The organism is Sphingobacterium sp. Ag1, from assembly GCF_000988325.1.
Classification (GTDB): domain Bacteria; phylum Bacteroidota; class Bacteroidia; order Sphingobacteriales; family Sphingobacteriaceae; genus Sphingobacterium.
This window is the reverse complement of sequence record NZ_LBGU01000038.1, coordinates 110,212-134,567: the sequence shown is the minus strand read 5'-3', so window position 1 is coordinate 134,567 and position 24,356 is coordinate 110,212. Positions and strand designations below refer to the sequence as shown.

At 40.3% G+C, this 24,356-nt stretch carries 20 protein-coding genes; 3 read left to right on the top strand and 17 right to left on the bottom strand.

Annotation, left to right across the window (positions count from 1 at the left end; translation table 11 throughout):
- Window positions 1-16: 16 nt before the first annotated feature.
- The 14 genes from AAW12_RS12555 to mraZ all read right to left on the bottom strand — a co-directional run bounded on the left by AAW12_RS12555 (window position 17) and on the right by mraZ (window position 17,048).
- On the bottom strand, window positions 17-1,159 hold the full coding sequence (locus AAW12_RS12555; RefSeq protein WP_046673977.1) for a sugar phosphate isomerase/epimerase family protein: 1,143 nt from the start codon (window positions 1,157-1,159) through the stop codon (window positions 17-19).
- Window positions 1,160-1,247: 88 nt separating this feature from the next.
- Complete coding sequence (ftsZ, locus tag AAW12_RS12550; protein WP_046673976.1) at window positions 1,248-2,945, bottom strand: cell division protein FtsZ; 1,698 nt, start codon at window positions 2,943-2,945, stop codon at window positions 1,248-1,250.
- 140 nt (window positions 2,946-3,085) lie between these two features.
- Window positions 3,086-4,462 carry a cell division protein FtsA gene (ftsA, locus tag AAW12_RS12545; protein ID WP_046673975.1) on the bottom strand — a complete coding sequence of 459 codons (1,377 nt, stop codon included), beginning with the start codon at window positions 4,460-4,462 and terminating at the stop codon, window positions 3,086-3,088.
- 25 nt (window positions 4,463-4,487) lie between these two features.
- Window positions 4,488-5,324, bottom strand: coding sequence for a cell division protein FtsQ/DivIB (locus AAW12_RS12540; protein WP_046673974.1), 837 nt, complete (start codon window positions 5,322-5,324; stop codon window positions 4,488-4,490).
- The gene (gene murC / locus AAW12_RS12535; RefSeq protein WP_046673973.1) at window positions 5,317-6,672 is read right to left on the bottom strand and encodes a UDP-N-acetylmuramate--L-alanine ligase; all 1,356 of its coding nucleotides are present in this window, start codon (window positions 6,670-6,672) and stop codon (window positions 5,317-5,319) included. Before murC ends, AAW12_RS12540 begins: the two co-directional genes overlap by 8 nt.
- 7 nt (window positions 6,673-6,679) lie before the next feature.
- Entirely contained in the window at window positions 6,680-7,783 is a 1,104-nt protein-coding gene (gene murG, locus AAW12_RS12530) for an undecaprenyldiphospho-muramoylpentapeptide beta-N-acetylglucosaminyltransferase (RefSeq protein WP_046673972.1), read from the bottom strand.
- 13 nt (window positions 7,784-7,796) lie between these two features.
- Window positions 7,797-8,996: an FtsW/RodA/SpoVE family cell cycle protein gene (locus AAW12_RS12525; RefSeq protein WP_046673971.1), complete on the bottom strand. Its 1,200-nt coding sequence runs from the start codon at window positions 8,994-8,996 to the stop codon at window positions 7,797-7,799.
- Between the two features lie 30 nt (window positions 8,997-9,026).
- On the bottom strand, window positions 9,027-10,400 hold the full coding sequence (gene murD / locus AAW12_RS12520) for a UDP-N-acetylmuramoyl-L-alanine--D-glutamate ligase (RefSeq protein WP_046673970.1): 1,374 nt from the start codon (window positions 10,398-10,400) through the stop codon (window positions 9,027-9,029).
- Between the two features lie 2 nt (window positions 10,401-10,402).
- Entirely contained in the window at window positions 10,403-11,647 is a 1,245-nt protein-coding gene (gene mraY / locus AAW12_RS12515) for a phospho-N-acetylmuramoyl-pentapeptide-transferase (RefSeq protein ID WP_046673969.1), read from the bottom strand.
- Window positions 11,648-11,651: 4 nt separating this feature from the next.
- The gene (locus AAW12_RS12510; RefSeq protein ID WP_046673968.1) at window positions 11,652-13,112 is read right to left on the bottom strand and encodes a UDP-N-acetylmuramoyl-L-alanyl-D-glutamate--2,6-diaminopimelate ligase; all 1,461 of its coding nucleotides are present in this window, start codon (window positions 13,110-13,112) and stop codon (window positions 11,652-11,654) included.
- On the bottom strand, window positions 13,113-15,230 hold the full coding sequence (locus AAW12_RS12505; protein WP_046673967.1) for a penicillin-binding protein: 2,118 nt from the start codon (window positions 15,228-15,230) through the stop codon (window positions 13,113-13,115).
- Between the two features lie 8 nt (window positions 15,231-15,238).
- Entirely contained in the window at window positions 15,239-15,652 is a 414-nt protein-coding gene (locus AAW12_RS12500) for an FtsL-like putative cell division protein (RefSeq protein WP_046673966.1), read from the bottom strand.
- Window positions 15,653-15,667: 15 nt separating this feature from the next.
- Entirely contained in the window at window positions 15,668-16,582 is a 915-nt protein-coding gene (gene rsmH, locus AAW12_RS12495) for a 16S rRNA (cytosine(1402)-N(4))-methyltransferase RsmH (protein WP_046673965.1), read from the bottom strand.
- 4 nt (window positions 16,583-16,586) lie between these two features.
- The gene (gene mraZ, locus AAW12_RS12490) at window positions 16,587-17,048 is read right to left on the bottom strand and encodes a division/cell wall cluster transcriptional repressor MraZ (RefSeq protein WP_046673964.1); all 462 of its coding nucleotides are present in this window, start codon (window positions 17,046-17,048) and stop codon (window positions 16,587-16,589) included.
- Window positions 17,049-17,483: 435 nt separating this feature from the next.
- On the opposite strand from mraZ, the gene aspS reads away from it, so the two are divergent.
- Together aspS and AAW12_RS12480 are read left to right on the top strand one after the other, a co-directional pair.
- Window positions 17,484-19,235, top strand: coding sequence for an aspartate--tRNA ligase (gene aspS / locus AAW12_RS12485; protein WP_046673963.1), 1,752 nt, complete (start codon window positions 17,484-17,486; stop codon window positions 19,233-19,235).
- Between the two features lie 96 nt (window positions 19,236-19,331).
- Window positions 19,332-20,720 (top strand): LutB/LldF family L-lactate oxidation iron-sulfur protein, encoded by a 1,389-nt coding sequence (locus AAW12_RS12480; protein WP_046673962.1) that lies wholly within the window; start codon window positions 19,332-19,334, stop codon window positions 20,718-20,720.
- Window positions 20,721-20,805: 85 nt separating this feature from the next.
- Here AAW12_RS12480 and AAW12_RS25500 read toward each other — a convergent pair whose 3' ends face one another.
- Both AAW12_RS25500 and AAW12_RS12470 read right to left on the bottom strand, forming a co-directional pair.
- A complete protein-coding gene (locus AAW12_RS25500; protein ID WP_053003666.1) occupies window positions 20,806-21,342 on the bottom strand; it encodes a hypothetical protein in 537 nt (178 codons plus the stop codon).
- 100 nt (window positions 21,343-21,442) lie between these two features.
- Window positions 21,443-22,351 carry an energy transducer TonB gene (locus AAW12_RS12470; protein ID WP_046673961.1) on the bottom strand — a complete coding sequence of 303 codons (909 nt, stop codon included), beginning with the start codon at window positions 22,349-22,351 and terminating at the stop codon, window positions 21,443-21,445.
- Window positions 22,352-22,423: 72 nt separating this feature from the next.
- On the opposite strand from AAW12_RS12470, the gene AAW12_RS12465 reads away from it, so the two are divergent.
- Window positions 22,424-23,245, top strand: coding sequence for a hypothetical protein (locus tag AAW12_RS12465; protein WP_046673960.1), 822 nt, complete (start codon window positions 22,424-22,426; stop codon window positions 23,243-23,245).
- A 67-nt stretch (window positions 23,246-23,312) separates the two neighbouring features.
- Here AAW12_RS12465 and tsaD read toward each other — a convergent pair whose 3' ends face one another.
- On the bottom strand, window positions 23,313-24,314 hold the full coding sequence (tsaD, locus tag AAW12_RS12460) for a tRNA (adenosine(37)-N6)-threonylcarbamoyltransferase complex transferase subunit TsaD (RefSeq protein WP_046673959.1): 1,002 nt from the start codon (window positions 24,312-24,314) through the stop codon (window positions 23,313-23,315).
- Window positions 24,315-24,356 lie beyond the last annotated feature (42 nt).

Here is a 24,356-nt window from a genome sequence, read left to right as displayed (position 1 = left end):
GTGTATTTTTATCATACTAAATTAACTCATCCATCGTAACAACAGGAACATCTTTTACGTTCAGGTCTTTTAAAGGTTGAGATTTCTTATAAGAATACCCCACCTCTGCTTCTAAATCCCATAACATCGGTGCCAAAAAGTTAAGACAGGTTGTAAAGCCTTGAACCGTTGCAGAAAAATCACCCGTGTCTTTCGAATTTTTAGCTTCATTTTCAATCTCAAAAGGTCCACTGAAACCACGTTCTTGCAATAAGTCAACAAACCCGCGCCAATCCATACTGTCAGATCCGCCAAAGCCTGGCAACATAGCTTCGTAATGATGTCTATCCCAGTCGTGGCCCGGTATACTTACATTCGCTTTTTTAGCCAATTCGGCGTCAACATGCTGCATGGGATACATACCACCCCAATCAATACGTGCAGCAGTCTGTAGATTACGCGTAGTCTTCACATGTATACGTTGTAAGCGCGTGATGTCCGTATTACGAATAACGTCTATGGGGTTTGTATTTTGCCAGACATCATGTGAAGGATCATAGATCTCACCATGAGCCTTACTTGGTATCATCGCATACATTAATTTACGAGCAGCAAGCACTGCTGGAAGATTGTTATAGGTAGAGCTATAACGTGATGAGCGCCATCCTTCCATTGGGCAGTTCTCATAAAGGATCGTTACACCTAAACTCTCTGCATAATTAATAATGGGCGCAAATACACGCTTGTATTCTTCAAGATTTTTCTGAAATCCGTCAATTTGATTGCCCAATTCATGATTGTACCCCACAAATGTCCCTACCTTAACGTTATTTGCATCACCTCCCAGCAAATGTGCAATACGGATCAATTTCAATAAATGATTTTGATTCTTCACTCGTTGCTCAGGATCTCCGCCAATCATATTTTCAAAAGCACCAAGCGAAAGTTTTAAATCAGCCTGATTGAACAGCTCAATGATTTCCCTCGCTTTTGCAGGAGTAAAATCATCATAATCCAAATGCGTTGCGGTATGATCTTCACGGGTCCCATCTTTTCTAAACACACAAAGGTCTATCCCCCCTGCTCCGATTCTTTTGGTCGTCTGAATCAACTCCGGTAAGGATAATTTATCAAATGCAGAACTCATTACCCATACAGGGTTATTTAATTTTGTCGTCATAGCTTGTATAATTGTCTTATTTCGGTATTTAAAGATACTAAAAAAGCCATCCGATCGGATGGCTTTTTGTTATTTTATGGTGAATCAATTAGTCTACATTATCATGTAGAAAAGAATTGTTCGGTCTAATTTCAGTATTTCCGTCTTCAAAGGAAAGTGTAAAACGAGACACCTGAGATTGTGAAGAATGCGGTGTATCTTCCAATGACATTTGTTTCCGCTTATAAGCAGGCTCGTTTTCCAACTCATGTAGACCATTAGAAGATTTTAGTTTCATGCTCAATTCTTTAAGACGCAAGATGCGTTCTTTTGTACGAACCAGCTGATCTTCAAACGAAACTTGCTCTTCTTCTACCTGAGGGACTTCTACTTGCTCATTTGTTGTACTTGATGAAAATGTAGGTTTCTCCTCATATCCTGACGCAGAAGGAGCTGTGTAAGAATCAAACACTGTTGGCATCTGGAATTGAAACACTGACGGCGAGGTTTTCAATTGAAAATCACTATCTCCAAATGAAGTTTCCTCTTCATAACCACCATCAAAACCCAAATCATGACGTATTACTTGTGGTTCCTCAACAGCTACCTGTTGTTGTACCGCATTTCTGGGAGAAGTGAACAAGTCAGATTGCAAATTATTTGGAGTAGAAGTATTTGTAGAAGGTGCTGGTGTATCCACACGTTGAACCGGAGTTACGAAACTATTCGTAGCTGGAACTTCTCTTGGCGCTACCTGAGAAACAGGTTTGATAAAAGAATTAGCCGGTTCAGCAGTTAAGGGCATAGACACCTTTGTATTTTCACGTTCTTTATCACGTTCTTCAGATGTTTGAAAACCAGTGGCAATAATTGTTACTGACAATTCGTCTTCAAAATTCTCATCAATACAGTTACCCCAGATTAAATCTGCTGACAAACCAGCTTTTTCCTGAATGTAATCCGTAATGATCGCAACTTCATCCATAGTTACTTCTTTCGTTCCAGAAGTAATATTCAATAAAATATAGCGAGCACCTTCAATCTCATTGTCTTTCAACAATGGAGAAGCTAAGGCACCTTCCACTGCACGTAATGCACGATCTTCACCTTCGGCAACAGCATTCCCCATAATGGCAACACCACTATCGTTCATAACAGTGCGAACATCTTTAAAATCGACGTTTACATAACCAGGGATAGTTATAATTTCGGCGATACCTTTTGCCGCGGTAGTCAATATATCGTCGGCTTTTGCAAAAGCCGCAGTCATCGTCAAATTACCAAAAATCTCACGAAGGCGGTCATTTGAAATCACAAGATAAGAATCTACATATTTACGTAACTCAGATAAACCTTCTTCCGCCTGTGAACGACGGCGTTTACCTTCAAACGTAAAGGGTGTAGTTACAATCGCAACAGTTAAAATACCCAATTCTTTGGCAGCTTTCGCCAATACTGGACTAGCACCAGTACCAGTACCACCGCCCATACCAGCTGTAATAAACAACATCTTGGTATTGGTACCCAACATACGTTTGATATCTTCAATACTTTCGATCGCTGAATTTTCACCTACATCAGGATCTGCTCCTGCCCCCATTCCTTCGGTCAGACTTATCCCCAATTGAACTTTATTTGGGATCGGGCTCAATTCCAATGCTTGCGCATCAGTATTACACACGATAAAATCTACCCCACTAATTCCTTGTTTATACATGTGGTTTACGGCATTGCCGCCACCACCACCAACCCCAATAACTTTGATTATTGAAGATTGTTCTTTTAACATTTCAAACTGTATTGACATAACTTATCCCTATTTAACTTACAATGAAGATGATATCAAAACGAATCAAACCCACTATATGTAATGTAATAATAATATAATTTCAACAAAAGTTTTCCACATTTGTTAAATTGTGGAAAACTTCAACTATTGTGGAAAACTTACTTCTTATCTAAAAAACTTGCGTCATCGATTTCATTACCGTCTTTGATAAAACGTTTGAACCATGACAATAATCCTTGCTCCTTTTGTTGCTGTTCAGAAACCTCTTTTGTCGTCACTGTAGCGGCCTGCACTTTTTTAGATGGGGTGTGCATTTCTCTACGGCTATCTTCCTCTTCCTCGTGTGACTGGATTCCCTTGATCAACAAGCCGATACTCGTTGCATACAACGGACTTTTCAATTCTTCAAACAACGGTTTTGGCAAAACCTCATTCTTAGAAAGATATTCATTCGGAAATCCGATACGACAATCTATTCCAGTAATATATTCAACAAGTTGTACCAGATGTTTTAATTGAGCACCACCACCGGTAATTACAATACCACCGATCAGTTTATTTTCATATCCAGAAGATTTGATTTCATAATATACATGCTCAATAATTTCCTCCATTCTAGCTTGGATGATATAAGCTAGGTTTTTAACAGAAATTTCTTTTGGTTCACGACCTTTTAATCCGGGCACGCAAATCACCTCATTTTCTTTGTTTTCATCGGCTAAAGCTGATCCAAAGCGAGTTTTCAACAATTCAGCTTGGGAACGCAAAACAGAACATCCCTGACGGATATCTTCTGTGACGATATTACCGCCTAAAGGAATCACGGCTGTGTGACGAATAATTCCTTCATGGAAGATGGCAACATCTGTGGTTCCACCACCGATATCTACTAATACAACACCAGCATTTTTTTCGTCTTCATCCAATACAGCTTCTGAAGACGCTAAAGGTTCGAGAATTAATTCAGCAACTTCCAGATTGGAATTATCAATACATTTTTTGATGTTTTTAATATCAGTTACACGTCCCGATATAATATGGAAATTTGCTTCAATACGACGCCCTGCCATACCGATTGGTTCGCGAATACCAGGCTCGTTATCTACCGTAAACTCCTGTGGTAAAACATGTATAATTTCTTCTCCTGGAGGCAGTACCAGTTTATACATATCCGAAATCAGTCGTTCGATATCGCGTCGAATAATTTCGTCGTCACCATCAGTTTTGGTAAATATTCCGCGGTGTTGAATACTTTTGATGTGTTGGCCAGCAATCCCTACGTTCACCACTTTAATATCCACATTGGACTGTGCTTCGGCTATCTCAACAGCCTCTAAAATACTCCCCACAGTTTTCTGGATATTAGCAACTACTCCGCGGCTTACACCGGCAGAGTCCGCTTTCCCCACACCTAATAATTCAATTTTGTTTCCTGAGCTACGTCTCCCAACCGTAACACAAATTTTGGTAGTACCAATATCGAGTCCCACGATAATTGGGTTTTCTCTTTCAATTTCTGCTGCCTTTGAGTTCATAATTTCCTGTATTGTTGCTGTATTACTATAATGTATTATTTGCTACTTTTTTTGTTTGATCATCTGAAAAACTCCAGTTTCCTCGCTTTTCACAGATGATCTGACCTCCATATTTCACGTTGACAACACCATAAGCATTTATACCTACCTTTGGCATGATCTGCGTATAAAAGGTCTTTAATAATTCAAATTTTTGTTCCAATGAATCTGCCGATCCAACAATCAATTGCTGTGTCCCTACACGAGGTACAAGTTCAATATCCTTATCCGGATTCACATATATCTGCACCACCTGGTTATTCCATAATTCGTCATTTTTGATAAATTCAACAACCTTGACCAAATCTTTAACCAATGGTGTTGCGATGGTATCCAATGCTTCATTATATCCTTCTGCAATATTACCTGTAGCAACCATGATGTGCGGTATATACTTCAACGTTGTCGGTATCTTCAATCCTTTGGGGTCTACATAAAATTCCTTGCCATTTTTGTTGATGACCCGCATGACAGCCTCGCGCTGATTAATGTTAATTCTGATCGTACCATCCATATCGGCATGTATACTGGCATCGGAAACATACGGTAATTTGCGCAAGGTTTTTTCAACCTTCTGAAAGGGGATTCCATTGACTTTCTTCCCCACGAAACTACCATAGTTCTGTTCGATCAATTTGGAGATATCAGCCTGATCAATAAAAGCTTCTGTGCCTTCAATGACAATCTTAATATCTTTACAAACCTGCTGCTCATCACGTTTCCCAACAATACTCATAATCACGACGACGACTATTACGCCGATAAAAAACAGCGTAAAGTAGAGGACACGATTCCATTGTATGTTACGTAATTTTTTAAGCATGCTCTAAAATCGCCTGTAACGGTTTAACCAATTTGTCAATATCACCTGCCCCAACTGTAACAATTAGTTCCGGCTTTTCATCGCGTGCGAATTCCAGGACTTCTTCTGCTGTTACAAGCTGTTTTTCCGTTGCCGTAATTTTATCCAATAACCAACTCGAATTGATCCCTTCAATGGGGAGCTCCCGTGCTGGATAAATTTCCATTAACAACAGATTGTCTGCCATGGACAATACCTCGGCAAAACCATCCACAAAATCCCGCGTACGCGTAAATAAATGCGGCTGAAACACCACATTTAGTTTTTTTGTGGGATACAATTTACGCATCGAAGTTAAAAATGCACGCAATTCCTCTGGATGGTGTGCATAGTCATCAATATACACCGCTCCAGGTTTACGGACAATATATTCAAACCTTCTTTTCACTCCTTTGAATGTCGTCAACGCTTTCTTGATCGCTTCGTTCTCAATCCCAAGTAAACGGGCCACTGCAATTGCAGCCACCGCATTTTCAACATTATGGATACCAGGAATCCCCAAATGGATATCATCGATCTTTCCATTGGTATCTTGATAATCAAAAAAGAACTCTCCATCGCGTACATGCACATTGGAAGCATATGCATCAGCGATTTCATGGCCTGAATAACTGATTTGCCCCTTAAACTCAAGGCCCTTTTTTATAATACGTGTACCTCCTTCAACCACTTTATCCAAGAACATTTGAAACGATTCAAGCAAATGGCTACGGTCGCCATAAATATCCAAATGATCCGCATCAGAAGAAGTTACTATTGCGATATTGGGGTGAAGCGTCAGAAATGAACGATCAAATTCATCAGCCTCAACCACAACTGTATTATTATTACCATAAAGCACATTTGTACCGTAGTTAGAACTAATTCCTCCCAAAAAGGCAGAGCAGTCGTAACCCGAATCCTTCAATACATGTGCCACCATAGTAGAAGTTGTTGTTTTACCATGTGTACCAGCGACAGCTACTGTAAATCTACTCTCGCTAATGATCCCCAAAACCTGAGACCGTTTATAAAGCGTATGTCCATGTGATTCGAAAAAGGCCTTAATCTTCGAATCTTTAGGAATAGCAGGTGTAAAAATGACTAGTGTCTCTGCTGTTGGGGCATGAAAAATACCATCAATCGTATTGATATCATCCTGATAGGAGATCACAATTCCTTCCTCGACTAAGGTTTTAGTCAGCTCAGTTTCTGTACGGTCATATCCATTCACCTCACAGCCCAAATGCTTAAAATAGCGTGCAAGACCACTCATGCCTATACCACCTATTCCGATCAAGTAAACTTGTTTTATTGCATCTAGATTCATACTTCGTCTATTTTTTATTAACCAATTTATACACCTCCTCGGCAATCTGCACGTCAGCATCCAACCTACCGAGTTTTTTGATATTTTCACTTAATTGTGCGACCTGATCAACCTCTTTTAATAAATTTAAAGCAGCAGGTATTAAGTCTCTTTTTGCCTCACTATCCTTCACCAATAATGCAGCACCTTTATTGACCAACGCCATTGCATTTTTGGTCTGATGATCTTCAGCAACATTAGGTGAAGGTACAAGAACAACAGGTTTTCCAACCACACAGAGCTCAGAAATAGTACCAGCTCCGGCACGGCTAATAATTAAATCTGCCGCAGCATAAGCATAATCCATACGCTGAAGAAAGGCTAACATCTTAATATTACCTGGAAGCTTTCCTGCAAGCTCTTGCTGTAACTGTTCAACGTAGAAACTGCCGCATTGCCAAATCACCTGCACTTCTTCTGCTTTCAGCTCATTCAGATAGGCAACGACACTTTCGTTTAATGTTTTGGCCCCCAGACTACCTCCAAGTACCAAAATTGTTTTTTTGTGTGGATCTAACGCAAAGAACGTTAAGGCCTCTTCTCTTTTTCCTGCTATCGCAATAGACTCGCGTCTTATTGGATTGCCCGTAAGCAATATTTTCTCAGCAGGGAAAAATTGCTCCATCCCCTCATATGCCACACATATTTTTGCTGCCTTAGCGCCAACTTTTTTGTTGGTTACCCCCGCATAGGAATTTTGCTCCTGCACCACTGTTGGCACCCCCAGTTTATTAGCCATCATTAACAATGGACCAGAAGCAAAACCGCCTACACCTACAGCCACATCCGGTCTAAAATCCTTGATTATGCTTTTTGCTTTACTTAAACTTTTCATAAGCTTAAACGGCAAAAAGATATTTTTCCACAGCTGCTTTCTATTGATTCCCTGAATGTCGAGTCCAACAATCTTATATCCTGCAGCCGGCACCTTATCCATTTCCATCCGGCCATTGGCACCCACAAATAGAACTTCATTTGCAGGATCCATTGCCTTCAACGCATTTGCAATTGAAATCGCCGGAAAGATATGTCCTCCGGTCCCACCACCACTGATAATTACGCGAATTGCCATGCTTAATTTATTATTATGCAGGAATAGATCCTATAACCACTTTTTTCGGTTTAGGCTTTTCATCCAGCTCTTCTTTACCTTTTAATTCTTCAATATTTCTACTCACGCTCAGGATGATTCCCAAGGCGACACTCGTAAATAAAATCGAGGTTCCCCCCATACTCACTAGTGGAAGCGGAACCCCCGTTACCGGTCCTAATCCTACTGCCACAGCCATATTAGCCAAGGCCTGAATCGTCAAACTAAATCCCAAACCCGCAGCCAGAAAAGTACCAAAAGCTTTGGGACTCATCGTGACAATACGTATACATCGATACATAAATGCCAAATACAGAAATAGCAGAATCACCCCCCCGACTGTTCCATATTCTTCGATGATAATCGCGTAAATAAAATCGGAATAAGGGTGCGGCAACACATTACGTTGCACACTATTTCCCGGTCCTTTTCCAAAAAGCCCACCAGTTGCTATAGCAATTTTCGCATTGTTTGCCTGATAATTTTTATCATCCTGGAAGGATACCGTTTTATCCACTTTTTCAGTATGAAAAAAAGATTTTACCCGACTGATATAAGTCGTTCTACGGGGACCAAAGAAGATAACCATCATGAGAAGCACCCCTCCGCCACAACAAACAATGGCTATCTGCTTAAAACTAATCCGTCCGATCAAGAGCAATAAAACACTCACGCCAAACAGCATCAATGCGGTAGATAGATTGGCCAAGGCAATCAGAATAAACACACCACACACCGACCCCATAATGGGTAAGAACGATTTTTTCACATCTTTGATCTCTTCCTGCTTCCGGGATAACATCCTTGCAAGAAAGACGATAAGTGACAACTTTGCTAAATCCGATGTTTGAAAGGTCAAACCTATACCAGGGATAGTCAACCAACGACTAGCTTCATTAACTTTACTTCCGAACAACAGCGTAAACAACAATAAAGGGATTGTAATACCCATCATTATTTTGGATATACCCGCATAATACCGATAATCTAACTTGTGAGAAAGATACATCAGGACAAAGCCTATGGCAATAATAGAGAAATGCTTTAACAGATACATTTCAGTCCCTTTCCCTTCTTTATAAGCCAACGTACCCACCGAACTGTATACAGCCAAAAGTGACCATCCCGATAAGATAATCACAATGATCCATATCCATCGATCACCCTTCAATTTAGACATTATATTCTGTAGCATATCCTTCCTCCTCTTATTGGGTTACACCATTTATAATTCCATTACAGCAGCCTTAAATTTATCGCCACGATCTTCATAATTCTTAAACCAATCAAAACTAGCGCAAGCAGGAGACAATAAGACGGTGTCACCTTTTTGAGCCAAGTGAGACGACAATACCACGGCATCTTGCATGGAGGTACTGTTGACAATAATCTCTACATCTTGTTCAAATGCTTTATGAATTGCAGCCGTATCTTTTCCTAAACAAACGATAGCGCGCACCTTGTCTCTGACCAAATCAGCAAGCATACTGTAATCGTTTCCTTTATCCACGCCACCCAATAACAACACGATTGGTGTAGAGAAACTTTCCAAAGCATACCATACCGAATTTACATTCGTCGCCTTTGAATCATTAATGTAATTTACACCGCCGATACAGGCTACATGTTCAAGGCGATGCGGAATATTCACATACGACCCCATACTTTCTTTCATCACTTGATTTCTCAATTCCTGCACTTTCGCAATTAATCCAGAAGCCATGCTATTATAAATATTATGCTTCCCCTGCAATGACAATTCCTCAGCTCTCATAGTGAATGTATCGTTATTTGGTGTATTAATAATTATTGTTTTGTTGGCATTTAAATAAGCCCCCAATTCAACAAGTTGTTCTTGTGTAAAAGGCAAATAGGTCCCTTTACTATGATGTCTTTCCAATCCCTTAACTGTTTCCGGATCGTCCAGGCAGTATATAAAATAATCCTTCTCCGTTTGATTCTGAATCATTCTGAATTTTGAATCCACATAATTTTCCATTTTATGGTCATAGCGATCCAAATGATCAGGAGTAATATTCAGTATAACAGCAACATCTGCTCTAAAATGGTACATATCGTCCAGCATAAAGCTCGATATTTCCAATACATAGCAATCGAACTGTTCTTTAGCCACCTGCAATGCAAAGCTTTTCCCGATATTACCTGCCAATCCGACGTTTAAACCGCCATGCTTAAGCATTTCATAAGTCAACATCGTCGTGGTAGACTTTCCGTTTGACCCTGTAATACAGATTAACTTTGCATCCGTATATTGCGCCGCAAATTCAATTTCTGCAATCACAGGTATATTCTTTGCTCTCAATGCAACGACCAATGGTACGGTCGCTGGAATACCAGGGCTTTTTACAACCAGTGCAGCATTCAAGATACGGCCTTCGTCATGTTGACCTTCTTCGAAAGCTATTCCTTCCGCTTTTAGTTGTTCCTTATAGTGGTCTGCAATAAGCCCTTTATCTGACACAAATACATCAAATCCCTTTTCTTTTCCCAGAATTGCCGTTCCAACACCGCTTTCGCCAGCACCTAAAATGACCAAACTTCCAGATTGAGGATAATATGTTGTTGCAATATTTGACATCATTATCTAATTTTCAATGTTACAATAGTAAGAATGGCCAATATAATTCCTACGATAACAAAACGTGTTACAATTTTTGCCTCGTGATACCCCTTCTTCTGAAAGTGATGATGTAATGGCGACATCAAAAAAATCCGTCTACCCTCACCGTATTTCTTTTTAGTGTATTTGAAATACGACACTTGAAGAATTACCGAAAGGTTTTCCAACAGAAATACACCACATAGAATCGGTATCAATAATTCTTTCCGGATCAGGATCGCGAAAGCAGCAATAATACCACCGATCGCCAAACTTCCCGTATCCCCCATAAAAACTTGAGCAGGATACGTGTTATACCATAGGAAACCCACGCAGGCCCCCACAAATGCTCCAGCGAAAATCACGAGTTCTCCGGAATTGGGGATATACATAATATTGAGGTAATCTGAAAAGATCACGTTACCCGACACGTAAGCTAAAATGGCTAAAGTAACACCAATGATAGCGGATGTACTCGTAGCTAAACCATCGATACCGTCCGTAATATTTGCGCCGTTTGAAACTGCCGTAACGATAAAAATAACAACAACTAAAAAGACGATAAAAGTCAGATAATCACTTTGTAGTCCGAATATCTTAAACACCTTAGCATAATCAAACTCGTTATTTTTATAAAATGGAATATTTGTCTTCGATGATTTCACGTTTTCAGCGTAGGTTTTCTCACCTGTACCTTCATTGATAACCACTTCAACGGGTTTAGTGGAGGTCGGTTTATCCACCCCTTTTCGGACAACGATATCTGGATGAAAGTACATCGTACAAGCAATAATCGCTCCCAAGCCAACTTGCCCAACAACTTTAAACTTACCAGCTAAACCTTCTTTGTTATGTCTAAAGACCTTTATGTAATCATCTAAAAATCCAATTGCGCCCATCCAAAGTGTTGTCACGATCATGATAATCACATAGATATTCGTCAATTTCGCAAATAACAAGGTCGGTATAAGGATACCTGCAATGATGATGATCCCACCCATTGTCGGCGTACCAGCTTTCTTTTTTTCTCCTTCAAGCCCCAAATCACGAATTGTCTCTCCAACTTGCTTATTATGCAAGAATTGAATCAATTTTCCCCCAAAAACCGTGGTAATAATCAATGAAGCGATTACAGCCATAGATGTCCGAAAGGAGATGTATTGAAACAAACCTCCTCCAGGTATATGAATATATTCGCTAAGCCACGTAAAAAGATGGTACAACATATTTCTATTGTTCGTTAAATGTATTCTCTAAAACTTCTTTATCATCAAAATGATGCTTTACACCCTGTATATCTTGATATTTCTCATGCCCTTTTCCTGCCACTAGGATAATATCTCCAGGACTAGCCAGCTGATAGGCTGTCCTTATTGCTTCCTTACGATCAGCTATAGAGAGCGTCTTCACCTTCTGGTCTGCCGCCACACCCGCCTCAATATCTCTAATAATCTGGTAAGGATCTTCTGTACGCGGATTATCGGACGTAATCAAAAAACGATCACTATAACGCAGCGCTGCCGCTGCCATTTCAGGTCTTTTGGTCTTATCCCGGTCTCCTCCGCATCCCAACACAGTGATGATTTTTTGTTCTGGACGTCGCAATGAACTTATGGTCTTCAACACATTTTCAACCGCATCAGGTGTATGCGCGTAGTCTACGATTCCAAAAACACCCGAAGCTGATTTCATCGTTTCAAACCGCCCCTCTGCTCCCTTCAATGTACTGAGCGCGGTTAGCACTTTCACCGTTTCCTGCTCTAGCAAAATAGCGGCAGCATAAACCGCTAAAAGATTATAAGCATTGAAATCGCCGATCAATTTTACCCACACTTCCTGCCCGTCCACGCTCATCAACATACCATCGAAATGGCTTTCGATCACCTTTGCTTTAAAATCCGCTCCAGAACGTAAGCCATAGCTTTTCCGATGTGCCACTGTATTTTGAAGCATGACCTGACCATTTCTATCGTCAGCATTCGTCAAAGCAAAAGCATTCGCATCCAAATCATCAAAAAACTTTTTTTTCGCTTTAATATAGTTATCAAAAGTTTTATGAAAATCCAGGTGATCATGGGTAATATTCGTAAATATTGCGCCCGCAAACACCAAGCCTGCAATACGTTTCTGAACGACAGCATGTGAACTAACCTCCATAAACGCATAATCACAGCCATCATCAACCATATCCCGTAACAATTTATTCAATTGAATAGGGTCTGGCGTTGTGTGCGTTGCGGGTATAACCTTCGTTCCAATCTGGTTTTGTACCGTAGATAATAAGCCAACATGGTAGCCCAACTCAGTAAACAGCTGAAACAACAATGTTGCGACTGTCGTTTTACCATTTGTACCGGTTACACCGACAAGTTTCAACTGCTCAGCAGGATTGCCATAGAAATTAGCAGCAGCGACACCTAAAGCATAAGCAGAGTCCGCCACCAAGATATAGACGACAGAATCCAACGTTTCTTTTGGCAACTCTTCCACAATAACGGCTCTAGCTCCCGAGGTAATTGCCTTGTCCACAAACAAGTGACCATCTGTCTGAACACCTCGCACTGCGATAAACAAACTTCCCAACTCCACTTTTCTGGAATCAAAGCACAAAGAGTGCACATCGACCTCTTCGAGGTTCCCTACAACCTGCTGTACAGGGATAGCATGCAATACTTTTTTTAAATCCATCATTTACTTAAGTTCTAAATTTATCGCCGTTCCAAAAGGCAGTTTCTGCCCCGCAGCTAACGACTGCATTCCAACTCTTCCTTTTCCCGTCACGTGCGCCTTAAATCCGGCATTCTCCACAACATATAAAGCATCCATCAACCCCATGCCAACCACATTCGGAACAATTCCTTCTTTATATTTTAAATCCATGAATGGTACGCCTCGTGTAGAGCTATCCACCTCTCCCCGCGCGATCGTATCCCAATTCACGGTATTAATCCCCAATCTATCGTACACTTTTTTACTAGCTTCCTTCGAACCCTGCAAAGTCAATGGCATTCTTCCGCCTACATTGACTGCTTTAAACGTCTTTTTCCCCTCCATTTCCATATCGTTTGCATATACCATGTCTGCAAGCTCTTTAAACACGGGTCCAGCAATCGATGCACCATAGTATCCATTTCTCGGGTTACGAATTACCACAATAATGGAATATTTTGGATCTTCAGCCGGAAAATATCCAGCGAATGAAGATTGATATCGTCTAGCACCGTATCCTCTCGAGCCGTCAGCCATCTGTGCTGTACCTGTTTTACCACCAGAGCTATACAACGGACTAGCAACACTTCTACCTGTCCCTTCAGTCATAACACCTTCCATCATTCCCCGCACCTCTGCTAAAGCATGATCCGAAGCGATCTTTTCGTTAATCACTTTCGCTTGAAACGTTTGAATTGTATTTCCTAAATGCCGAATTTCCTTAACAAATAGCGGCGCTATCAACTTCCCGTTATTTGCGACAGCATTATAAAATGTCAACGTTTGCAATGGCGTAATTTTCATTTCATAGCCGTAAGCCATCTGTACCAGCGACAACCCGCTCCAGCTTTTACTTTTCGACGTTTTCACCAAGGGTATACCTTCCCCCGGAATCTGTAGATCGAGCGTCTTACCAAAACCAAAAGAATGTAGCTTTGATGTAAACTGATCCGGGTTATCCTTATAGGCTTGATATACAAACTTCGTAACACCGACATTGGACGACTCCTCAAAAGCCCTTTTCGCTGAAATTATAGACTTCTTAGGCGCATGTGAATCACGAATCGTATGCTTATAAATTGGCCAATTACCATTACCAATATTCACTGTTGTACTCGAGTCTATTTTCTTATCATCAATCAAAGCCAAATAAGAAGCCAACTTAAACGTTGAACCTGGATCTGCACTTTGCGCAATCGCAAGATTGAACTTTTCACGATAGACTCCATCTTTATCGCGCATAAAATTGGCTACCGCACGCACCTCCCCTGTTTTCACTTCCATCATCACCACACAGCCCTCATCCGCATTACTCGTAATCATTTGCTTCTCCAGCGCCCTTTGAGCCATATCCTGCATATTTACATCAATGGTAGAAATAATATCAGACCCATCAACCGGAGCAACCTCAATATCTTTGTTAACAGGAATCCATACCCCACCAGCAATACGTTGCATCAACCTCTTCCCACTTTTTCCGTCGATATATTCTCCATATGCCCCTTCCAATCCAACATGAATATTTTCTTTCACATTTTTATAACCGATGGTTCTTGCAGCAAGATTGACAAAAGGTAAAATACGCTTATTCTGCCTATCTGTAATCAAACAACTTGGAAACCGTTCCTTATTGACACGAGCAGATTTAAGTAGAGGAAATTGTTTTACCCGTTTTAAATCCTGATGTGACACATTGCGTTTGAGCAACAAGTAGCGCTGTTTTTTGTTCCGCGCCTGTTTTAATAATGTCAAATACTGTCGAGATGATTTATCTTTAAAAAAATCAGCAAGTTTAATAGCCAAGGAGTCAACTTTCAAATTGAAATACTCCTCATCCTCTTCGGAAATCGCCATTGCATCAAAACGAAGTTCATATTCAGGCACTGAAGTAGCCAATAAGCTTCCGTCGTTTGAATAAATATTACCACGAGCAGCTTCCACCTCTCGTTCCTGAATAGAAAGGCTATCCGCTAAAGCTTTCCAATGCTCTCCATCGACATACTGCAACTTGGTCATTTTTCCAAATACCAAAAACGCAAGTAGCACGATAAGCCCAAAAGCAAAGTAGACACGAACAAGAATCGTATTTCTGATACTCATAACTCTTCCTATTTATCTTCTTTATTCTCTATAACTTCAACCTTGATCGGTGGCTCCACACGCTCTTTCAACCCCAAAGAATCCACACGTTTGGCAATTTCTGTCTGTGTAGACATTTTCATCAGCTCAGCAGAGAGGGACTTATGATCCCAGCCCAATTCCTTTACCTCTTTACTCACTTTATCAATACTCCGGATAGTTCGCTCGGCAAAATGACGATTGGAAATATATAACAACATCAGAAAAGCGATAAAGGCACCAAAAGGCAAGTACTGCAATATTTTATTTAACGAAAGGTCTCCAACGGTAAAAAGCGTTTTAATAAACGCTTCTGTTTCTTCCGCCTTTTCTTCGACAGTTTCTTGTAGTTCCTCCTGAACTTCTTCACTCAATTCTTTCTGTCTTATCGTATTTCTGCTCATCCTCTCGCTCCATTTTTAAGACAAATCCAACTTTTCAGCAATACGCAGTTTCGCACTGCGCGATCTATTATTTACCGCCAACTCTTGTGCAGATGCCGTAATTGCTTTACGGCTCAATACATGAAATGGCTTAATTTCATTTCCAAAAAAATCCTTTTCAACTTCCCCTTTAAACTTACCTTTGGCCATAAAATTCTTAACCAAACGGTCCTCCAAAGAGTGATAAGACATCACAGCCAATCGGCCCTCAACACGGAGTACATCAACGGTCTGCAACAAAAATTCCTGCAAGGCCTCCAACTCGCGATTCACTTCGATACGAAGAGCCTGAAATACCTGTGCATGATACTTATGTTCTTTACCCTTTGGAACCATACGTTGAATCACCTCTTTCAATTCGGCAACAGTCTGGATCGGCTGTGACAAACGCGCAGTAACAATTGTTTTCGCAAGCGACTTGGCGTTCATGATTTCACCATACATACCAAAAATACGATGCAGATCCTCCTCCGAATAGGTTGCCAACAGCGACTTTGCATCCAAATCGCCCACCTGATCCATACGCATATCCAAGTCTGCATCAAAGCGAATAGAAAAGCCACGATCTGCAGCATCGAATTGATGCGAAGAAACACCTAGATCTGCTAAAATACCATCTACAGAACGTACACCTTCCAAACGAAGGCTATTCTTTAGAAACCTAAAGTTTTGGTGTATCAACGTAAAACGAGGATCGTCAATTGCATTTTCTAATGCATCCGGATCCTGATCAAAAGCAAACAGCCTCCCTTTCGGCCCTAACCTCTTCAGAATCTCCCGAGAATGGCCACCACCACCAAAAGTCACATCTACATAAACACCATCTGGCTTAATAGCCAATGCATCCATGCATTCTTGCAACATTACCGGAACATGATATACATTCTCCATACGCTTATAGTCCAAAATTAATATCTCCCATTACCTCTGCCGCCAAAGATGATATATCCTCAACACCGCCATCACCCATCAATTCATCATACCCCTCTTTTGACCAAACCTCAATTTTATTAAACTGACAAGCCAAAACAAGCTCAGTGCTTATTCCCGCAAATTCCAGCAAACTTTTCGGTAATAAAACACGACCCGCAGCATCCAATGTCAATTCTGTGGCGCCACGCGTAAAAGCACGAACAAACGCCCGAACTTTGGGATCGAACTGATTTAATTTCGCCAGCTTAGCCGTCATTAAATCCCACTCCTCCCTTGGATAAAACACCAAATGCTTCTCAAAACCGCGATTCACTACAAGACCATCCCGCTCTACATGAGGCATTTGCCTCTTGAGCGCAGCTGGCAACACCATTCTTCCTTTGGTGTCTAACTTGCATTCGAATTCTCCGATCAACTGAGTCATGTCGCCAATTATCCTATTCTAATTTAAATGTAAAAGTATACACTTTCTCCCACTTTCCCCCACTTTATCACATAAAAAAGTTTTCCACATCGAAAAATAGCTACAACAAACGGAAGTCGACGTCAAAGAAAAATACCATAAAACCTTATTTACAAACAGTTAAACCCCTATTTACTCACAAAACAAGCTAATACAAGAAACATGATTTTTCGTTCTTTTCTTTGTCAAAACCAATAACGAATTGTAAAAATTCACTCTTTAGAAATCTAATTTCACTCATTTTTTTCCCAAAAAGGGGGAAAAGTGGGAGACATCAAAAACAGCGGCAAAAGATGTGGAAGAAAGTGGGAGAACGCTACTCAAATAACCTGAACAGAATTCGTTATTGTCGAGTAAAACCAATAATTTTGCGTCAAATATAATTTTCATAACGATATGCACAGAACACACACTTGTGGAGAATTAACACTAGCTGACTTAGGGAAAACGGTTACCCTAAGTGGATGGGTTCAAAAATCCCGCGATTTGGGCGGTATGACTTTCATCGATGTTAGAGACCGATATGGTATCACACAATTAACGTTCAATGCAGATGATGATGCTTCCTTGCGCGCAAGTGCCCGTGAGCTCGGAAGAGAATATGTCATCAAGGTAACTGGAGAAGTTATCGAACGCTCTAATAAAAATGCTAAAATCTCCACTGGAGATATTGAAATCAAGGTTTCAAATCTTGAAATATTAAATGCTGCTAAGTTACCTCCTTTTACAATAGAAGATGAAACAGATGGTGGTGATGACATCAGAATGAAGTTCAGATACCTGGATTTACGGCGTAACCCCGTACGTGAAAACTTGATTTTACGTCATAAAACCTCCCAAGAGGTACGTCGTTATCTTGATTCCCAAAACTTCCTGGAAGTAGAAACCCCTTATCTGATTAAATCAACTCCAGAGGGCGCACGCGACTTTGTCGTACCTTCCCGTATGAATCCTGGAGAATTTTATGCGTTACCACAATCCCCACAAACCTTCAAACAATTATTGATGGTTTCGGGCTTTGATCGCTATTTCCAAATTGTAAAATGTTTCCGTGATGAAGATTTACGTGCAGATCGCCAACCAGAATTCACGCAAATAGACTGCGAAATGTCTTTTGTAGAACAGGAAGATGTGTTAAATATCTTCGAAGGTCTTGCAAAACATATCTTCAAAACAATCAAAGGAATTGACCTAGGTACTGTTCCTCGTATGACTTACGCGGATGCGATGCGCCTTTACGGATCAGACAAACCAGATATCCGTTTCGGAATGCAGTTTGTTGAACTAAACGAGGTCGCCAAAGGAAAAGGTTTTCCTGTATTTGATGCCGCAGAATTAGTTGTTGGTATCAACGCTGAAAACTGTGCACATTACACCAGAAAACAATTGGATGCGTTGACAGATTTCATCAAACGTCCACAAATTGGCGCAACAGGATTGGTATATGCACGCGTGAATGAAGATGGTTCAGTGAAGTCCTCTGTAGATAAATTTTTTACACCAGAACAACTAACTGCCATTGCAGCTGCGTTTCACGCGAAACCTGGCGACCTATTGTTAATTATGGCTGGTGGAACAGACAAAGTTCGCAAACAACTCAATGAACTACGCCTTGAAGTTGCATCACAACTTGGTTTCCGCAACAAAGAAACCTTTGCACCATTATGGGTCGTTGATTTTCCCCTATTGGAATGGGACGAAGAAAATGGCCGCTTCCATGCAATGCACCACCCGTTCACTTCACCAAAACCGGAAGACATCCCACTTTTAGATACCAATCCTGGGGAAGTAAGAGCAAATGCTTATGACTTTGTTTTAAACGGTGTAGAAGTCGGTGGTGGATCAATCCGTATCCACGACAGGGAGCTGCAATCGATCATGTTCAAACATCTAGGATTCAGTCCTGAAGAAGCAAAAAAACAATTTGGATTCCTGATGGAGGCCTTTACCTTCGGTGCTCCTCCACATGGCGGATTGGCTTTTGGTTTTGACCGACTCGTATCCTTATTGGCAGGTTTAGATTCCATCCGCGACGTGATTGCCTTCCCAAAAAACAACTCGGGAAGAGATGTTATGATTGACGCACCGTCAACCATTCACCAAGAGCAGCTGGACGAGCTAAGCCTAAATATTGCGGTAAAAGCATAAATTATTTAACTCGATTTTCGAGAAACAATTTATTAACAGTATATTTAAAAGTTGGTAATTTTTACCAACTTTTTTTGTGAAAAATTAGCAGATTAGATGGCAGAGAGTACCGCTAATACGTTTATTAAGGAAAGTGCGCAAAAAGCATTTGACACCAAACACCGCGATATTATCAATTACAATATCGACAAATATAGCATGGCTTTTGAAAAAGGTAAGAGCAAATTTGCAGACCTTGAAAATAGCAAGATAAAAGCGAATCTGATCAAATGGAAGGTCATGGAAAATCTCGATCGCTATTTGTTGCAATTTGAAGCGAATTTCACGGCTCGAGGTGGAAAAGTAATTTGGGCCAATGACGCCACGGAAGCCTTGGACGAAATCTATTCGATCATTGCGCGTAAAAAAGCAAAATCTGTTGTCAAGTCAAAATCCATGGCGACTGAAGAGATCGAGCTTAATCATTTTCTAGCTTCCAAAAATATTGAAGCTGTAGAAACTGATCTTGGCGAGTATATCATTCAGCTGCTGGATCAAAAGCCTTATCATTTTGTTACGCCGGCTATGCATTTGAGCCTGGAAGATATTGCTAATCTTTTTCACGAAAAATTTGACACACCGTTAGATGCATCTGCGGAACAACTTACAATGAAGGCCCGTGAATTACTTCGAGATCGCTATCTATCGGCAGAAATTGGGATTACTGGAGCCAATTTCTTAATTGCTGAAACTGGAAGTATAGCGATAACCGAAAATGAGGGAAACGCCCGGTTGACATCAACCTTCCCCAAAACACATATTGCCGTCGTTGGAATAGAAAAAATAATACCCAACTTACAGGACTTAGACGTATTTTGGCCACTCCTATCCACACATGGTACGGGCCAAAATCTAACAGTATACAATACGCTACTTACTGGACCAAAGCAGTCTTATGAATCAGATGGCCCCGAAGAAATGTATGTTGTACTGCTTGACAATGGCCGCAGCAAGCTCTTAGCACAGAAAGAACAGCGTCAAGGCTTATACTGCATTCGTTGCGGAGCCTGTTTAAATGTATGCCCAATCTATCAGAATATCGGCGGACATACTTATGAGACGACTTATCAAGGTCCAATTGGATCACTGATATCGCCGCATTTAAATGGAATGAAAGAATTCAAACACCTGAGCTATGCCTCCACCTTATGCGGCAAATGTACAGAGGTCTGCCCCGTTGGTATTGACATACAGCGTATGCTTCTCGTCAACAGAAAAGATTCCGTTGATCAGGGTCTGGCAACAAAAACGGAACAAAAAGTATGGCAATGGTTCACCTACGGGATAATGCGCAGAAAACTGATTGATTTCTTTGGTGGAAAATTCAAGAATTTCTTCCTCAAGAAATTCTTTCAGAAAACCTGGGGAGATCAACGAGAGCTACCCAAATTGGCCGATAAATCATTCTCCAAACAATGGAAAGAACATCAAAAAAATAAAGAATAACAAAAAAGAAAGAGGGAACCAATGGTTCCCTCCTCTACTAACACTCACCACTATTTAATATGAAAACTATCCTTTTTTTAAACACTTAACCAGCTTTAACTTCAGCATCATTTGTTTTATTTATCTCAGTCTTTTTAAAGTCCCTTTTCTTTAGCTGTCTGTCTTTTTTCCAATGTTCTTTATGCATTTTACGATTTTCAGCGTAGGAATCCTTTAACGTTTTTTGTTGCTCTGGAGTTAACATTCCCATCATTTTTTCATGTTCTGCCACACGTTGTTTTTTCACTTTTGCTCGATATTCTTTGCGTTCAGCAGCTAATTTCTGATGGTCCTTTGCTTGCTTCAAATTAAAAGCATAGATATCTTTACGCTGTTTATCTGTAAATTTCAACTTTTGGTCCATGCGATCAGTTTTCATTTTAGCAACTTCCTCTGGAGTTTTATTTTGAAAACTATCGTGCATTCTTCCTATTTTATGTTTATGCACCGAAGCTTGCACTTCTTTCATTTCTGGTTTAACATCTTTTTTTTCTTGAGCGAAACCGGCTAACATCAATCCAGATAGCGCCAAACTTAACATCAACTTTTTCATTTCTTTATTTTTTATAAAACCAACAATCATTCTTTTTAATAAGTACTCTTTTTCAACTTATTTATCAGTAAGAGTCGTCTCGGCTATCGAAAGTTTAATTGATGATCTGTTAAATAAAGTTAAGAAGCATTTATTGTGAGACAGCACTTAAACGGATCGGTAAAGTATACGCTACACGCACTTTAAGTCCATTTTGCACCCCAGGTTTCCATTTTTTCGCTTTCTTCAATAAGTTTATAGCAGCATCTCCCGTACCAAATTTCATATCACGTTTAACAGCAATATCTGTCAATGATCCATCTTTCTCAACGACAAAAGAAACCTCTATAACACCCGAAACTCCTTGGTCTAAGGCCTGTTGTGGAAAGTTGTAATTCTCGGCGATCCACTTCATAAAAGCAGGCAGTCCCCCCACAGGTGTTGGCATAATTTCTACTGATGTAAATGTATTGTTAGCATTATCATCAGTTCCGCCTCCCGATAATGAACCATCTTTAGAACCAGTAATATCACCATCTCTTTTTGAAGAACCAAATTCACCGCGCGCAATATATGTTCCCGATGGACTTGCTTTCAATGTGATCCTTGAGGTCATTGTATTGGGGTTTTTCAACTCATCCTGACTCACAAGCTCTTCGGTAACTCTGCTCGCTGCGGTCACTTTTATATCGGGCATCCGAACCAGATCAAATTTGGATACATCTTGGGCAACCTGCTGCGGGGCTTTCTCCTGCATCATAACAGGTTCTTCAGGAACCTGCTCTTTTTCCTCCACCTTCTTTTGAATTTCTTCCAGCATGTCGGGTCCAATATCTTGTACTTCATAAATCACGGCCGGAACAGTTTGCTTAAAATATTTATTATATGCATAGGATCCTGCAATCAGCAAAACTGCAAAAGAAACAACAATTCCCAAACCCATATTTGTTGCTCTATCAGAGAGATTTCGCAACTCGTAAGCTCCGTACATTTTGTTGCGACCAGCAAAAATAACGTCCAGCCATTCTTTGCGGTAGATATTCAATTTAGAGTTCATCATAACATTAAAGTTTAAATCTTTTCATTATGATGAGCGAAAGCCTTATATTTCACAAAAAAATTCAAAATACTTATGAAGTCACTTTTTTCAGCTATTTTTCTACTTACATTGTATGCTTGCGGGAACAATCAAAATCAATCCAAAACTGCAATCAAGCACGAAAACAAGGAAAAGACTATTTCGCCATATTTTGGTTTTTTAAACCAACAAAAAGATTCACTTATCGCTTTACCTATGGATCAAGCGATGGAAGGACCTGAAAAATACAACTATGTGATTGTGGAAAATCAGGTAAGCCCGCTTGAATTTGTTCAGAATAAAATGGACAACAAAGAGAGTAACGGAAGACAGACCGCCCAGAACTTTGCAAATAGTGAAGGTTCGTTATTTAAAATTAGTGACGCGATCAAGTCTGGCGAATTCGGCATGCTTGTCAATAAAGCTTTTATAGACCAGTATAAAATTGAGAACTTTACAAAAGTTCAAAAAGAAACTTCTCCAGAAATTAAGGAGCAGCTTGAAAAGAAATACAATAGGAAGATTAATAAAAGTACGACAGTTGCGATCCTCAGTGATCAGTCCGAGTTTAATCTTACGGTGTTTGAAAATCAACAAGACTCTGCTTTAGCTGTATTTTCCTACGCAAAGGACGAACAGCTGATCAATTTGGATTTCCCGGCCTTATACGATGATATCAGCACTTGGCGTGTTGATGATGGCGGTCAGTTTGACAACGAGGCTTTTCAGATACTAACCGTATTGCGTTCTGAGCAAGGAATTAGTTTTATCAGCATTTTTTGGGGTGCCGAGGGTTACGAACTGAACTTTTACCAGCCAAAGAAAAACTTATTTACCTCTACGGCGCAGGCCTATGGGTATAGTTCCCCCTTATAAATAAACAAGTTTAAGTTTCCTCAGCACAAAAGGACAGTGCCCGAGGAAACTCCTATATCGGTATAAACTACAGATGCATCCTAGCCATAGGAGCAACGTCCTGACCAACGAAATCTTTCTTTAAAAACTTATGATAACCTGCAATAGCAATCATCGCGGCATTATCTGTACAGTATTCAAATTTTGGAATAAACACCCTCCAATTGTATTTCTCGCCCATTTCAATTAAGCTTTGCCTCAGGCCAGAATTAGCCGAAACACCACCCGCGATGGCAATATCCTTAACACCAGTTTCCTTTGCTGCTTTCTTTAATTTATTCAGCAGGATTGATACAATACGCGATTGTACACTAGCACATAAGTCGGCCATATGGTGTGTCAGAAAATCTGGGTTCTGCTTCAATTGATCTTGAACCAAATACAATATCGCAGTTTTTAATCCTGAAAAACTAAAATTAAGACCTGGAATCTGTGGTTCGGGCAGCTTATAAGCGGCTGAATTACCTTCTCTTGCAAATTTATCGATAAGCGGTCCACCGGGATAAGGTAGATTCAGGATTTTAGCTGTTTTATCAAAAGCCTCTCCTGCCGCATCATCCAATGTTTCTCCCAAAAGCTCCATTTCAAAATAATCTTTCACCAATACAATTTGCGTATGACCACCAGAAACAGTAAGACATAAAAACGGAAAATTCGGTTTCGGATCCTCAATAAAATGAGCCAGGATATGCGCCTGCATATGGTTTATATCAATTAAAGGGATATTCTGTGCAAGTGCAAAAGATTTAGCAAATGAGGTTCCTACTAAAAGTGCACCTAATAATCCAGGCCCACGCGTAAAACTCACTGCATCTATTTGATTTTTGCTTACTTTTGCTTGGCGAATGGCTTCTTCCACTGTTGGAATAATATTTTGTTGATGAGCACGTGAAGCGAGCTCGGGAATCACTCCACCATATTTTGCGTGGATTGCCTGAGTTGCAATAACATTTGAATGAATTTCACCGTTAATACAGATAGAAGCGGAGGTTTCATCACAAGAGGATTCAATCCCTAAAATAATAGCCATAGCTTGAGGTAATAAATTTTAATACAAAAGTATCAAAAAAAT